The sequence below is a fragment of the Variovorax boronicumulans NBRC 103145 genome (genome assembly GCF_001591345.1).
GTDB lineage: Bacteria > Pseudomonadota > Gammaproteobacteria > Burkholderiales > Burkholderiaceae_C > Variovorax > Variovorax boronicumulans.
In genome coordinates this window covers 1-13,388 of sequence record NZ_BCUS01000147.1, presented here as the reverse complement: position 1 = coordinate 13,388, position 13,388 = coordinate 1, and the positions used below count along the sequence as shown (strand labels likewise).

The following is a 13,388-nucleotide window of genomic DNA, read 5'->3' as shown; positions in this document are numbered from 1 at the left end:
GGGCGGCGCTCGCGGCCGGCCCGGCGGACCTGTCGCTGACGGCCACCGCCTACTCCCCGGTTGGCGAGTTCACCGCGGCCGAAGCGGTGCCCGAGGTGCTGATCCGCACCGGCCCGTCTTCCAACGGCCCCGCCGGCCCGCTGACCCTGGCCGCGATCGAGCACGAGCGCTTCCTGCCATCCGTGAAGCACGTCGGCGAAGGCGCCAAGACCCAGCTGCTGCGCCAGGCCGTCGCGCAGGGTTTCGACGACGCGGCCTTTCTCGACCGGCACGGCCGGCTCGGCGAAGCGTCGATCTGGAACCTGGCGTTCTGGGACGGCGAGGCGGTGGTGTGGCCCGAGGCCGAGATCCTCGTGGGCACCACCATGGGCATCGTGCGCCGGCAGCTCGAAGGGCTCGGTGTCCCGCAGCGCAGCCAGGTGCTGCGGATGGCTGACCTGCCCGCGCTGGCCGGCGCCGTGGTCATGAACTCGTGGACGCCGGGCGTGGCGGTGCAGCGCATCGGCGACGTGGTGTTGCCGCCAGCGCCGGCTTTCGTGGAGCTGCTGCACCAGGCCTATGCGGCCGAGCCGCTCGCGTCGCCCTGAAGGAAGCCTCTCGCGCGCGGAAGCTGCGCACCGGCGTGGCCGGGCTTGCGGGACTACCAGCGAATGCCGAGCTTGACGAACAGCTTCGACAGCACGAACAGCGGACCGACCCAGAGGTACTGGATGTCCTCGAAGAACGACGGCTTCTTGCCTTCCATCTTGTGGCCGACGAACTGGAAGATCCACGCCACCACGAAGATCGCCGCCGACATCGGCGCCACCGCGGTGCCCATCGCATGCACCGCCACCAGCGCCAGCACCGTGAGCGCCAGCATGGTGATGAGGAAGGCCGGCGAGCGCAGCAGGGCGTAGTACACGAGGCTGGCCGCCACGAAGGCGTAGGCCACCCACGGATGGATCGCGAACAGCAGCCCGACGATGCTCAGCATGATCGCGGGGATGGCCACGAAGTGGATCAGTTCGTTGGTCGGATGGCGGTGGCTCTCCTCGTAGTGGGCGAGCAGGCGGTCGACCTTGCGCTCGCTGGTGGCGAGCGGGGCGGCGGCAGTGTGGGTCATGGCAGGTCTCCGGGGCGCCGTGCGTTGCGGCAAGAGTCTCATGGTGCCCACGGCGCCGGGCGATGGCAAGTGGCGTCGTCCCGGGGGAGGGCGAGGGCCAGAGCGCCATGACTTAGGGCACTGTCGCGCGGGGCTTGCGCCGCTAAGATCAAATCCGTGGCCTCTTTCGACTCCCCCTCCGCACCCCTGCCGCCCACCACCGACATCGGTGTGCCCGCCGGCGTGTCCGGCGCGATCCTGGTGGTCGACGACCATGACCTGCTGCGCCTGGGCGTGAGCGCGCTGGTGCAGGCCCAGGCCGCCACCTCGGGCGCGCGCATCGCGGTGTTCGAGGCCGGCAACATCGCCGACGCGCTCGCGCTCTACGCGGCGAACCAGGCGGCCATCGGCCTCGTGCTGCTCGACCTCGCGCTGCCCGACACGCACGGGCTCAGCGGCCTGGCCGAGTTCCGCCTGCGCTTTCCGGCGGCGCGCGTCGTGGTGCTCTCGGGCACCGCCAACAGCACGCTGGCGCAGGGCGCGCTCGCGCTCGGTGCCAGCGCCTTCCTGCCCAAGTCCGCCGACCTGAAGGAGATGGTGGGCTTCATCCGCGCCTGCGGCCTGTTCGAGGCCGACGGCACGCCGCAGCAGCCGCTGCCGCCCGCGTCGCTGCCCAAGTCGCTGTCGGGGTACGCGGAGTTCGCGCACGCCAGCGCCTGGCAGGAGCTCACGCCGCGCCAGATGCAGGTGCTGCAGTGGGTGCTCGAAGGCAAGGCGAACAAGGAGATCGCGCAACTGGCCAACCTGAGCGAGGGCACGGTGAAGAACCATGTCTCGACCATCCTGCTGCTGTTCGGCATGCGCTCGCGCGCCCAGCTGATCAGCATGCTGCGTTGAGCGGCGCCACGCTGGCGGGCCGCGGCGACGCCGCCGCCGGCCAGCTGCTCGGCCAGCGCGTGCTGCGCGAGCACGTCGGCTCGGTCTACGACACCTACGGTATCTCGACGCTGACCCACCTGGGCTTCGTGATCGTGTTCGGCTGCATCATCTATTCGCAGCTCAGTGATGCGCGCCTGCTGTTCTGGATGGCGGCGCTGGTGGCGGTCGACATCTACGTGTTCTTCACGCCGCGCTGGACGCCCGACAAGCCGGCCTCCGAGAGCCCGTACTGGGCGCGCAAGATCTCGCGCATGGTCACGCTGGTGAGCATGATCACGGCGGTGGTGCCCTGGTTCATCGTGCCGCACGAGAACCTGCCCATGACCTCGCTGCTGATGGCCGTGATCGTCGGCAGCTGCGCGCGCGCCGCGCAGTCGCTGTGGCCGCTCAAGCCCGCGCTGTTCGGCTACACGCTGCCCATGTCGCTGGGCATGATCATCGCGCTGGCCTGGCAGGGCGACGGCCTGCACCTGTTCCTGGCCGCGGCGGGCTCGGCCTACCTCATGCTCACGCTGCACGCCGGCGTGCGCCAGCACCGGCTGCTGACCGACTCGCTCATGCTGCGCTTCGAGAACGAGGCGCTGGCCGCGCGCCTGGGCGAGCAGATCGCCGCCACCGAGCGCGCCAGCGAAGAAAAGACCCGCTTCCTCGGCGCCGCCAGCCACGACCTGCGCCAGCCGCTGCACGCCATCGCGCTGTTCGGCGCCGCGCTCGAGAACGAACTGCGTGGCCGCCCCGAGAGCCGCAATGCCGAGCGCCTGATGCGCGCCGTGAACGCGCTGGGCGCCTCGCTCGACACCATGCTCGATGTGTCGCGGCTCGACGCTGGCGTCATCACGCCGTCGCCGCAGCCGGTCGAACTCGATGCGCTGTTCCTGCCGCTCAACCACACCTTCTCGGCGCAGGCGGAGCAGAAAGAGCTGCAGCTGCGCGTGCGCGCCAGCGGCCTGTGGGTGCGCAGCGATCCGCAGCTGCTGCATCGCATGCTGTCCAACCTGATGGACAACGCGCTGAAGTACACCGTGCAGGGCGGCGTGACCGTGACGGCGCGCGACCGTGGCGACACTGTGTGGATCGAGGTGCGCGACACCGGCATCGGCATCGCACCCGAGCAGTCGCACCGCATCTTCGAAGAGTTCTACCAGATCGATAACCCGGGCCGCGACCGCGCGCGCGGGCTGGGCATCGGCCTGTCGATCGTGCGTCGCCTGTCGCGCCTGCTGGGCCATCCGGTGCAGATGCATTCGCGCCCGGGCCGCGGCACGCACTTCCGTGTCGTGCTGCCGACCGTGCCGCCGCAGGTCAGCGCGCTCGTGGGACCGTTCCCGGCCGGCAGTGCCGAACTGGCTGCACGTCGGCGCGCGGCCACGCTGCCCGGCCGCGTGCTGCTGATGGACGACGAGCTCGAAATCCGCGAGGCCATGACCGGCCTGCTGCGCTCGCACGCGATCGATGCGCACGCCGTCGCCGACGAGGCCGCCGCGGCCGAGGCGCTGCACCAGGCCCGCGCCGAGGGCCGGCCCTTCGGCCTGCTGATGTGCGACTACCGCCTGGCCGACGGCGTCGACGGCCTCGACGTGGGCCTGCGCCTGAGTCGGCACCTGGGCACCGAGCTGCCGCTGCTGCTGATCACCGGCGAGACCTCGCCCGACCGCCTGCAGCGCGTGCGCGAGTCGGGTGTGCCCGTGCTGTTCAAGCCCGTGGCGCCCGATGCGCTGCTGCAGGCCATGGCGGGGCTCGCAGCGGCGTCGTAGCGTCCCGTACACAGCTTGCGGTCGAAAGTGAATACGTTGTAGTTCATTGCGTGCCGATCGATTCGGATGGGCACACATGCAATGACTTTTGGCACTGCCGGGAACATCGGCCCCGTCGTAATTTCGGGTTTCCACGGCGTCGACGGACTGCGGTCCGCGTTGCCCCCGAACAAGAATCGACAAGGGAGTGCCCATGAATTTCAAACCTGCTGCAGTGGCCGCCGCGACGGCCGCGCTGCTGGCCCTGACGGCGTGCGGAGGTGGGGGCAGCGGCGGCGGTGGTGGTGGTGGCTTCGTGTTGCCGCCGCCCGCGCCGGCGCCAGCCCCGGCGCCTGCGCCCACACCAGCACCGGCCCCGGCACCGGCACCGGCGCCGGCGCCGAATCCGGGCGCGACCACTTTCCTGTACGAGGGCTTGCCGGCTGCGACCACCGCGTCGGCCTTCTTCGACAGCCTCGCTGCGCAGGGCGCGCGCGGGTTCCGTTTCCTGAGCGGTTTTTCTTTCATGGTCAGCCCGACCACTGTCGATCAGGTTGATGGTTTCGTGAAGACCATCGATGCGACCTACAGCTACGAGAAGAAGCCGCAGGCCACCTCCAACGCGGACCTGCTGAACCAGCTGAACGAAGCTGGTGCGCGGGGCTTCCAATGGGCGGGCGAGTGGATCGTCGGTGGCGAGACCTTCTACTTCTACCGCAAGAGCAGCGCCGACACTGCCACCTACAGCTACCGTGTCGAGCTTGCGCCTAAGAGCAAGGCGGACTACCTGACACAGGCGAACACTCAGGGTGCGAGCGGTTTCTTCAACCGGACAGCCGAGTTCGGAACCGGAGATCCGGCGGGCATGGTCACCGTCTATGAGAAAAGCTCGGTCGGCAACGCCACCTTCGCTTATGAAATGGGCGATCCCATCAACGACCACGCTGACTACCTTGCGCAGTTCAACGAGCGCGGCGCCCGTGGCTTCCGCTTTCGGGCGGAGCTGATCTTTGCGGGGGGCAACGGTGTGCTCTACGCCAAGGACCTGTCGCAGTCGACGACCTTCAACTTCTATTCGCTTGCACCAGCCACCAACACCACAGCCCTCATCCAGCAGGCGAACGCCGAAGGGGCCAAGAAGGCAGCGCTGCTCGGCCACCTTGCGCTGAGCACCGGCGAGCAGAAGGCCTACTACTTCACACCGACCGACTGCAACGCCAGCCCGGTGTGCGGTCCGACGTCACTGTTCGGTTTCTGATTCCCGAAGAGGCACACACGCAGGGGGAAATACAAAGGGAGAAAAAAGAAAGACAGGGAGCTGACGGTCCCCGGCGCGAGTCGGGGACCGTTTTTTTTGACCGAAGCGAACGGCGGCGAAAGCGCCGGTCAGCCCAGGAGCGCCTGCGCGAACTCGCGGGCGTTGAAGGTCTCGAGGTCTTCGAGCTTTTCGCCCACGCCGATGAAGTACACCGGAATCGGCCGCTCGCGCGCGATGGCGCACAGCACGCCGCCCTTGGCGGTGCCGTCGAGCTTGGTGACGATGAGGCCCGTGAGGCCCAGGGTCTCGTCGAAGGCCCTGACCTGCGCCAGCGCGTTCTGGCCGGTGTTGCCGTCGATCACCAGCAGCACCTCGTGCGGCGCGGTGGCGTCGGCCTTGGTGACGACGCGCTTGATCTTCTTGAGCTCGTCCATCAGGTGCAGCTGTGTGGGCAGGCGGCCGGCCGTGTCGACCAGCACCACGTCCTTGCCGCGCGCCTTGCCGGCGTTCACCGCGTCGAAGCTCACGGCCGACGGGTCGCCGCCTTCGTTGCTTACGATCTCGACGGTGTTGCGGTCGGCCCAGACCAGCAGCTGCTCGCGCGCCGCCGCCCGGAAGGTGTCGGCCGCGGCCAGCAGCACCGAGGCGCCTTCGGTGGCCAGGTGCTTGGTGAGCTTGCCGATGGAGGTGGTCTTGCCCGCGCCGTTGACGCCGGCCACCATGATCACGGTGGGCGTGTACTCGCCGATGACCAGCGGCTTCTCCAGCGGCTTGAGCAGGTCGGTGACGGCGTCGGCCAGCAGGCGCTTGACCTGCGATGCGTCGGTGGCCATCTGGCGCTTGACGCGCCCCTTCAGGTCGTCGAGCAGGAACTCGGTGGCCTTGACGCCGGTGTCGGCCATGAGCAGCGCCGATTCGAGTTCTTCATACAGCGCGTCGTCGATCTGCGCGTTGACGAACACCGCCTGGATGCCGGTGCCGGTCTTGCGCAGGCCGGTCTTGAGCTTGTCGAACCAGCTCTTGCGCTCGGTGGCGATGGGGGCCGGTTCGGCGACCACGGCGACGGGCGCGGGAGGCGGTGCGGGCACGGGCGCCGGAGGGGGCGGCGGTGGCGCAATGACGGGAGCGGGTGCAGGAACGGGAGCAGGCGCTGGCGCAGGGATCGGCGCAGGTGCGGCGACCGGAACTGGCGCGGGCGCTGGCGCCACCACGGGCGTGGCCGGTGTCGGCTCGGGGGCCGGCGCAGGTGTGGGTGCAGGTGCAGGTGCAGGTGGGGGAACAGGCGCTTCCGCCGCAGGCTTCGACCCGAACCAGCTCGACGGCGAGAACACCGAGCGTGCCGGTGCGGGTTCCGCGGCCGGGGGCGGCGCGGGTTCGGCGGTCGGCGGCGGGGCCGGTGTCACCGGGGCATCGGCAGGTGGTTTTTTCTTGAAGAAACTGAACATCGGGAGCTTTTTACAATCCGACCCATTCTATGAAACACCTCTCGCCACGCCGCGCTGCGTCTGGTGCGGTGCTGGCCCTGGCGCTTTCGGCGCTGTGGACCGTGCCCGCGCAGGCCCAGTCCACCCCCGCTCCCGCCGCGTCGACCCCTGCCGCCGCGGCCCCGGGCCCCCAGCAATTCACCCTCGCCAACGGCATGACCGTGATCGTGCAGACCGACCGGCGCTCGCCGACGGCGGTGCAGATGGTCTGGGTGCGGGTCGGGTCCATGGACGAGGTCGATGGCACCACGGGCGTGGCGCACGTGCTGGAGCACATGCTGTTCAAGGGCACGAAGAGCGTGCCGGCCGGCGAGTTCTCGCGCCGCGTGGCGGCTCTGGGCGGCCAGGAAAACGCCTTCACCATGCGCGACGCCACCGGCTACTACCAGCAGATCCCGGTCGGCAGCCTCGAGCAGGTGATGAAGCTCGAATCGGACCGCTTCGCCAACAACCAGTGGCCCGACGACGAGTTCAAGCGCGAGATCGAGGTGGTCAAGGAAGAGCGCCGCCTGCGCACCGACGACCAGCCGCGCGCCCTGCTCGGCGAGCAGCAGAGCGCGGCCGTCTTCACCGCGTCGCCGTACCGCCGCCCGGTGGTGGGCTGGATGAGCGACCTCGAATCGATGACGCCCGCCGATGCGCGCGCCTTCTTCCAGCGCTGGTACGTGCCGGCCAACGCCGTGCTCGTGGTGGCCGGCGACGTCGACGTGGCGCGCGTGCGCGCGCTGGCCGAGAAGTACTACGGCAGCATCCCCGCACGCGCCGTGCCGGAGCGCAAGCCGCGCACCGAGCCCGCGCAGCGCGGCATCCGCCGCCTCGAATTCAAGGCCCCGGCCGAGCAGGCGTACGTGTCGCTCGCCTTCCGCGTGCCGCAGCTCACCAACATCGACGACGCCAACAGCGACGCCTGGGCGCTGGTGGTGCTCTCGGCCGTGCTCGACGGCTACGCCGGCGCGCGGCTCGACCGCGCGCTCACGCAGGGCCCTGGCCGCGTGGCCGATTCGGCCGGCGCGTACGCGGGCTTCATCGGCCGTGGTCCGCAGCTGTTCATGCTCGACGGCGTGCCGGCCGCCGGCAAGACCGCCGAGACGGTCGAGGCCGCGCTGCGCGCCCAGGTGGCGCGCGTGGCGAAAGAGGGCGTCGGCGAGGCCGAGCTGGCCCGCGTCAAGACGCAGTGGGTGGCGAGCGAGACCTACAAGCGCGATTCGGTGATGGCGCAGGCGCGCGAACTCGGCAGCAACTGGATCCAGGGCCTGCCGCTGGACGCCAGCGAGCGCATCGTCGCCCGGCTGCAAGCCGTGACGGCGGCGCAGGTGCAGGCCGTGGCCGCCAAGTACTTCGGCGACGACCAGCTCACGGTCGCCACGCTGCGGCCCCTGCCGCCCGAACCCAAGCGCGGCCGCGGCTTCGCAGCCCCTGCGGGCGAGATGCGCTGAAAGGCACCGGATTCCCTCATGAAGAACCTCCACAAGATTGCAAGCACCGCCCTCCTGGCGGGCATCACCGCGATGTTCGGCATGGGCAGCGCGCAGGCCGCGCTGCCCATCCAGCACTGGACGCTGGCCAACGGCGCCAAGGTGTACCTGGTGTCGACCAACGCATTGCCGATCGTCGACGTGCAGATCGACTTCGACGCCGGCAGCCGGCGCGACCCGGCCGCGCAGGCCGGGCTGGCCAGCACCAGCGCCGCGATGGTCGAGAAGGGCGTGCGCGCCGGACGCAACGGCGAGCCCGCGCTCGACCAGAATGCGCTGGGCGAGGCCTGGGCCGACCTGGGCGCCAGCTTCGACGTGAGCGCCGGCACCGACCGCACCAGCTACACGCTGCGCACGCTGTCCGACCCGGCGCTGCTGACCAAGGCCGTGGCCCTGGCCGCACGTGAGATCGGCGAGCCCTCGTTCCCCGACGACATCTGGCCGCGCGAGCGCGAGCGCATCAACGCCGCCATCAAGGAAGCCAACACCAAGCCCGCGACCGTCGTCGGCCGCGCCTTCGCGCAGGCCGTGTACGGCACGCACCCCTACGGCCAGGAAGTGACCGAGGCCACGCTGGCGCGCATCGACACCGCCGCCATGCGCCAGCGCTACGAGCAGCTGATCCTGCCGTGCCGCGCCAAGCTCAGCATCGTGGGCGCGGTCACGCGCGCCGAGGCCGAGGCGCTGGCGACCACGCTGCTGTCGCGCCTGCCCAGCCCCGCCGCCTGCGCACCGCTGCCGGCCATCGCGCCGGTGGTGGCGCTCACGGCGCCGAAGGACGAGCGCATCGCGTTCGACTCGGCGCAGGCCCATGTCTTCATCGGCCAGCCCGGCTACCCGCGCCAGGACCCCGACCACTTCGCGCTCACGCTCGGCAACTACGTGCTTGGCGGCGGCGGCTTTGTCTCGCGGCTGACCGAAGAGGTGCGCGAGAAGCGCGGCCTGGCCTACAGCGTGTACAGCGGCTTCGCGCCGGGGCTCGACGCGGGCGCCTTCCGCATCGGCTTCCAGACCCGGCCCGACCAGGCCGAGGCGGCGACGAAGGTCTCGCGCGACGTGCTCGCGAAGTTCGTGGCCGAAGGCCCGACCGAGAAGGAGCTCAAGGCCGCGAAGGACAACCTGATCGGCGGTTTCCCGCTGCTCCTGGACAGCAATCGCAAGCTGATCGGCAACGTTGCCAATATCGCCTGGTACGGCCTGCCGCTGGACTACCTCGACACCTGGACCGCGCGCATGAACGCGGTCACGGCCGCCGACATCCAGGCCGCGTTCGCCCGCAAGCTGCAGCCGCAGCGCATGGTGACGGTGGTGGTGGGCGGCAAGCAGGCCGCCGCGGCGCAGTAAGAAGAAAGAAAAGCTCAGGCCAGCGCGTGCGGCCCGCTGCGCGCGGCCTCGCGCACCGCGGCACCGAGCTGCGCCAGCAAGCGCGGCGCCGCGCGGGCGTGCTGCCAGTACAGCGGCACCGGCAACGTCGCGCCGGGCACCAGTTCCACCAGCGTGCCATCGCGCAGCGCATCGGCCACCATGCTGGTCGGGTGCATGCCCCAGCCGATGCCGCGGCAGGCCGCCTCGACGAAGGCGGCGGGCGAGGGCACCCAGTGGCGCGGCGTCTCCACGTTGCGGTGGCAGATGCGGCGCACCCAGCGCGCCTGCAGCCGGTCCTTGCGGTCGAACACCAGGTTCGGCGCCGCGGCCAGCGTGCGCGCGCCCACGCCCTTGGCGAAATGGCGTTCCACGAAACCGGGGCTCGCGGCGGCCACGTAGTGCACCGTGCCCAGCGCCTCGCTGTTGCAGCCCGTGACCGGCTGGGCCAGCGCGGTCACGGCCGCCAGCACCGCGCCGCTGCGCAGCCGCTCGGCCGTGTGGTCCTGATCGTCGGCCGTGAGGTCGAGCAGGGCGTCGGGCGCCTGCGCGGCGAAGGCGGCGGCGCCCGCCATGAACCAGGTCGCGAGGCTGTCGGCGTTGACCGCCACCCGCACAGTGACCCGCTCGTGCGCCTCGCCGCTGCCCATGCCCAGCGCGGGCAGGGCCTCGCGCAGCTCGTGCTCCAGCATGCCCACGCGCTCGACATGCCGGCACAGCTGCAGGCCGGCCTCGGTCGCCACGCAGGGCTGGCCGCGCACCAGCAGCGCGCCGCCGGTGCGTTCCTCGAGCAGCTTCACGCGCTGCGACACCGCCGAGGGCGTGACGTGCAGCGCGCGGGCGGCGCGCTCGAAACTGCCTTCGCGCACCACGGCGGCAAGGGCGTGCAGGGCGGCGTAGTCGAGCATGGTTGTGAATGAAGTAAAACTGAATCGGCGTTAGAAAGTTTAGTTTGATTGAATCGGCTGCGGACGGCAAGCTCGGACCATGACCGCCGTTCACGCCTCCACCGCTTTCCTCAACGGGCTCTTCATGAGCCTGGTGCTCATCGTCGCCATCGGCGCCCAGAACGCGTACGTGCTGCGCCAGGGCTTGCGCCGCGAGCACGTGAGCGCGGTGGTGCTGTTCTGCGCCGTCTGCGACGCGGTGCTGGTCGCCGCCGGCGTGGCCGGCATGGCGCAGGCGCTGAAGGGGCGGCCGATGCTGGCGACGCTGCTCGCGGGCTTCGGCGCGGCCTTTCTCTGCGGCTACGGCCTGCGCGCGCTGTGGCGCTCGCGCCAGCCGGGCGCGCTGCAGACGGTGGCGCAGGGCGCTTCGCGCTCGCGTGCCGCGGTGGTTGCGCAGGCCGCCGGCTTCACGCTGCTGAACCCGCACGTCTACCTGGACACCGTGCTGCTCGTGGGCACGGCCGGGGCGCAGTACCCGGGCCTGCTCAAGGCCTGGTTCGTGGCCGGGTCGACGCTGGCCAGCGTGCTGTGGTTCACCGCGCTGGGCTTCGGCGCGCGCCTGCTGGCGCCGGTGTTCGCACGCCCGCGCGCCTGGCAGATGCTCGATGCGCTCATCGGCGGCACGATGCTCGTGCTGGCCGCGCTGCTGGCCCGCCGCGCGTTCATGGGCTACTGAGTGAAGGGGGGCCGGCCGCGGCGTTAAGCTCGCCGCATGCCCCAGAAGCCCCCGAAGAAGAACGCCGCCGCGCCCGTCTCGCGCGCCCCTGCCGCCAAGCGCCCGTCGCGGCCCAGCGAGGTTCGCATCATCGGCGGCGAGTGGAAGCGCACCCGCCTGGCCGTGGCCGACAAGCCCGGCCTGCGCCCCACGCCCGATCGCGTGCGCGAAACGCTGTTCAACTGGCTCGCGAGCCTGGCCGGCGTGGGCGGCGGTGCCTTGCCGGGCTGGCATTGCATCGACGCCTTCGCGGGCACCGGCGCGCTCGGCCTCGAAGCCGCCTCGCGCGGCGCGGCCCACGTGCTGCTGTGCGAGCAGGACGCCGCGCTGGTCGCCCAGCTGCAGGCCGCCAAGGCCAAGCTCTCGGCCGAGGCCGTGCGCGTGGAGCGCGGCAACGGCGTCACCGCGCTCGAGCGTGCGACGGCGGGCAGCCTGCAGGCGGTGTTTCTCGATCCGCCCTTCGACAACCTCGCGCTGTACGAGCCGGCCCTGCGCGCCGCCGCGCGCGCGCTGCACGCCGACGGCGCGATCTACCTCGAGGCGCCGCGCCGCTGGGCCGCCGAGGAGCTCGCCGCGCTGGGCCTGGCCGAATTCCGCTACCTGAAGGCCGGCGCCGTGCATGCCCATCTGCTGCGCCGCGCTGTGTCCGTGCCTGCATAATCCGCCGGACAAGCCGCACCGGCAGCATGAGGAAGAAGCAACCATGGCCAGCAACGTGATCGCGGTTTATCCCGGCACTTTCGACCCCATCACCCTCGGTCACGAGGACGTGGTGCGGCGTGCAACCCAACTCTTCTCCAAGGTGATCGTCGCCGTCGCGGCGGGCCACCACAAGAAGGCGCTGTTCACGCTCTCCGAGCGCATGGACATGGCCCGCGAGGCGGTGAAGCCCTACAGCGACCAGGTGACGGTCGAGAGCTTCTCGGGCCTGCTGCGCGACTTCGTCGTCGCGCGCGGCGGCAAGGCCATGGTGCGCGGCCTGCGCGCCGTGACCGACTTCGACTACGAGTTCCAGCTCGCCGGCATGAACCGTTCGCTGATGCCCGACGTCGAGACCGTGTTCCTGACCCCGAGCGACAAGTACCAGTTCATCTCCAGCACCTTCGTGCGCGAGATCGCCATGCTCGGCGGCGAGGTCAACAAGTTCGTCTCGCCGAACGTCGAGCAGCAGCTGACCGCCAAGGTCCGCAGCCTCGGTAGGGAATGAGCCCGCTCCCAGGCTTCGCGCTGAGGTGAGCGCCACCCCCTTGCCCCGCCTGCATCCGCTGGGCGATGCGGCGCTGGTGTGCGACCTGCCCGCGCCCGCCACGCTGGCGCAGCAGCAGCGCATCTGGGCGCTGGCCGCCGAGGTGCTGGCCTGGCCCGGCGTCGGCGAAGCGCTGCCGGGCATGAACAACCTCACGCTGACCTTCGACCCGACCGCCGTGGCGTTCGAGGAACTCGCGGCGCGCGTGCTCCAGGCCTGGCCGGGGCTCGCGGCCCATGCCGCCGAAGGGCGACGCATCGAGATTCCCGTGGCCTACGGCGGCGAGCACGGCCCCGACCTGGCCGACGTGGCGGCCCACACCGGGCTCTCGGTAGCCGAGGTGGTGCGACGCCACAGCGGCGGCGACTACGTGGTCTACCTGCTCGGTTTCCTGCCGGGCTTCGCCTTCATGGGCGGGCTGGCGCCCGAACTCGCGACACCGCGCCGCGCCGAACCACGCACCGCCGTGCCCGCGCGCTCGGTCGGCATCGGCGGCGAGCAGACCGGCATCTATCCGTTGGTGTCGCCGGGCGGCTGGCAGCTCATCGGGCGCACGCCGCTCGAGCTGTTCGATCCCTCGGCGGAATCACCTACGCTGCTGCGCCCCGGCGACCGCGTGCGCTTCGTCGTCGAAAGCCTGCAGACATGATCCTCGTGCGCAAACCCGGCGTGCATGCCTCGGTGCAGGACCTCGGGCGGCCCGGCCTGCGCCAGCTCGGCATCTGCCCGGGCGGTGCGCTCGACATGCTTGCGCTCACACTGGCGAACCGGCTGGCCGGCAACGCCGATGCGGCGGCCGGCATCGAATTCACCATGGGCGGCTGCGAGCTGCAGTTCGAAGTCGACACCCGCATCGCGCTCACCGGCGACGACTTCGGCGCCACGCTCGACGGCGTGCCGCTGTGGCCCTGCTGGAGCGTGCCGGTGCGTGCCGGCCAGACCTTGCGCCTGGCCGGCGCCAACGCGCCCGGCACGCCGAAGGCCGGCCTGCGCAGCTGGCTCGCGGTGGCCGGCGGCATCGACGTGGCACCCGTGCTCGGCTCGCGCAGCACCGACCTCAAGGCCGGCTTCGGCGGCCACGAGGGCCGCGCGCTGCGCAAGGGAGACCGGCTCGCGCTGGGCGCTTCGCGCCTCGGTGCCGACCA

General features: G+C 71.0%; 14 protein-coding genes. 11 read left to right on the top strand and 3 right to left on the bottom strand.

The window, feature by feature from the left end; translation table 11 throughout:
* Positions 1–587: aminotransferase class IV (locus VBO01S_RS27880; protein ID WP_062481458.1), on the top strand; the 587-nt coding region annotated here is incomplete at its 5' end.
* A gap of 53 nt (positions 588–640) precedes the next feature.
* On the opposite strand, the gene VBO01S_RS27875 is transcribed toward VBO01S_RS27880, so the two are convergent.
* A complete protein-coding gene (locus VBO01S_RS27875; protein WP_062481456.1) occupies positions 641–1,105 on the bottom strand; it encodes an Mpo1 family 2-hydroxy fatty acid dioxygenase in 465 nt (154 codons plus the stop codon).
* 156 nt (positions 1,106–1,261) lie between these two features.
* Here VBO01S_RS27875 and VBO01S_RS27870 point away from each other — a divergent pair, with 156 nt between their 5' ends.
* The 3 genes from VBO01S_RS27870 (at position 1,262) to VBO01S_RS27860 (ending at position 5,014) form a co-directional block, all read left to right on the top strand.
* Entirely contained in the window at positions 1,262–1,981 is a 720-nt protein-coding gene (locus VBO01S_RS27870) for a response regulator transcription factor (protein ID WP_062481454.1), read from the top strand.
* Positions 1,978–3,777: an ATP-binding response regulator gene (locus VBO01S_RS27865; RefSeq protein WP_255221221.1), complete on the top strand. Its 1,800-nt coding sequence runs from the start codon at positions 1,978–1,980 to the stop codon at positions 3,775–3,777. The genes VBO01S_RS27870 and VBO01S_RS27865 overlap by 4 nt, the downstream gene beginning before the upstream one ends.
* Positions 3,778–3,970: 193 nt before the next feature.
* On the top strand, positions 3,971–5,014 hold the full coding sequence (locus tag VBO01S_RS27860; protein WP_062481451.1) for a hypothetical protein: 1,044 nt from the start codon (positions 3,971–3,973) through the stop codon (positions 5,012–5,014).
* Between the two features lie 128 nt (positions 5,015–5,142).
* On the opposite strand, the gene ftsY is transcribed toward VBO01S_RS27860, so the two are convergent.
* A complete protein-coding gene (ftsY, locus tag VBO01S_RS27855; protein ID WP_062481450.1) occupies positions 5,143–6,459 on the bottom strand; it encodes a signal recognition particle-docking protein FtsY in 1,317 nt (438 codons plus the stop codon).
* A 29-nt stretch (positions 6,460–6,488) separates the two neighbouring features.
* Between ftsY and VBO01S_RS27850 the strand changes: the two genes are divergently transcribed.
* Entirely contained in the window at positions 6,489–7,934 is a 1,446-nt protein-coding gene (locus tag VBO01S_RS27850) for a M16 family metallopeptidase (RefSeq protein WP_095746684.1), read from the top strand.
* Positions 7,935–7,952: 18 nt separating this feature from the next.
* Positions 7,953–9,317 carry a M16 family metallopeptidase gene (locus VBO01S_RS27845; RefSeq protein ID WP_062481448.1) on the top strand — a complete coding sequence of 455 codons (1,365 nt, stop codon included), beginning with the start codon at positions 7,953–7,955 and terminating at the stop codon, positions 9,315–9,317.
* 14 nt (positions 9,318–9,331) lie between these two features.
* Here the strand turns inward: VBO01S_RS27845 and VBO01S_RS27840 are convergent, their stop codons facing one another.
* The gene (locus VBO01S_RS27840) at positions 9,332–10,243 is read right to left on the bottom strand and encodes a LysR family transcriptional regulator ArgP (protein WP_062481446.1); all 912 of its coding nucleotides are present in this window, start codon (positions 10,241–10,243) and stop codon (positions 9,332–9,334) included.
* Between the two features lie 79 nt (positions 10,244–10,322).
* On the opposite strand from VBO01S_RS27840, the gene VBO01S_RS27835 reads away from it, so the two are divergent.
* The 5 genes from VBO01S_RS27835 to VBO01S_RS27815 form a co-directional block, all read left to right on the top strand.
* Positions 10,323–10,958, top strand: a complete 636-nt coding sequence (locus tag VBO01S_RS27835) for a LysE/ArgO family amino acid transporter (protein WP_062481444.1) — start codon at positions 10,323–10,325, stop codon at positions 10,956–10,958.
* 36 nt (positions 10,959–10,994) lie between these two features.
* Complete coding sequence (locus VBO01S_RS27830; protein WP_062481442.1) at positions 10,995–11,657, top strand: RsmD family RNA methyltransferase; 663 nt, start codon at positions 10,995–10,997, stop codon at positions 11,655–11,657.
* Between the two features lie 43 nt (positions 11,658–11,700).
* On the top strand, positions 11,701–12,204 hold the full coding sequence (coaD, locus tag VBO01S_RS27825) for a pantetheine-phosphate adenylyltransferase (protein ID WP_062481439.1): 504 nt from the start codon (positions 11,701–11,703) through the stop codon (positions 12,202–12,204).
* Positions 12,205–12,244: 40 nt separating this feature from the next.
* The gene (gene pxpB / locus VBO01S_RS27820; RefSeq protein WP_062481459.1) at positions 12,245–12,892 is read left to right on the top strand and encodes a 5-oxoprolinase subunit PxpB; all 648 of its coding nucleotides are present in this window, start codon (positions 12,245–12,247) and stop codon (positions 12,890–12,892) included.
* A partial coding sequence (locus VBO01S_RS27815; RefSeq protein WP_169805096.1) for a 5-oxoprolinase subunit C family protein occupies positions 12,889–13,388 on the top strand: 500 nt, incomplete at its 3' end. The genes pxpB and VBO01S_RS27815, both read left to right, overlap by 4 nt.

Bases quoted from the DNA above. Each gene is read 5' to 3' on its own strand.
- VBO01S_RS27845 (WP_062481448.1), top strand. From the start codon at position 7,953: ATGAAGAACCTCCACAAGATTGCAAGCACCGCCCTCCTGGCGGGCATC.
- VBO01S_RS27850 (WP_095746684.1), top strand. From the start codon at position 6,489: ATGAAACACCTCTCGCCACGCCGCGCTGCGTCTGGTGCGGTGCTGGCC.
- VBO01S_RS27875 (WP_062481456.1), bottom strand. From the start codon at position 1,105: ATGACCCACACTGCCGCCGCCCCGCTCGCCACCAGCGAGCGCAAGGTC.
- coaD (WP_062481439.1), top strand. From the start codon at position 11,701: ATGGCCAGCAACGTGATCGCGGTTTATCCCGGCACTTTCGACCCCATC.
- VBO01S_RS27860 (WP_062481451.1), top strand. From the start codon at position 3,971: ATGAATTTCAAACCTGCTGCAGTGGCCGCCGCGACGGCCGCGCTGCTG.
- ftsY (WP_062481450.1), bottom strand. From the start codon at position 6,459: ATGTTCAGTTTCTTCAAGAAAAAACCACCTGCCGATGCCCCGGTGACA.
- VBO01S_RS27840 (WP_062481446.1), bottom strand. From the start codon at position 10,243: ATGCTCGACTACGCCGCCCTGCACGCCCTTGCCGCCGTGGTGCGCGAA.
- VBO01S_RS27830 (WP_062481442.1), top strand. From the start codon at position 10,995: ATGCCCCAGAAGCCCCCGAAGAAGAACGCCGCCGCGCCCGTCTCGCGC.
- VBO01S_RS27835 (WP_062481444.1), top strand. From the start codon at position 10,323: ATGACCGCCGTTCACGCCTCCACCGCTTTCCTCAACGGGCTCTTCATG.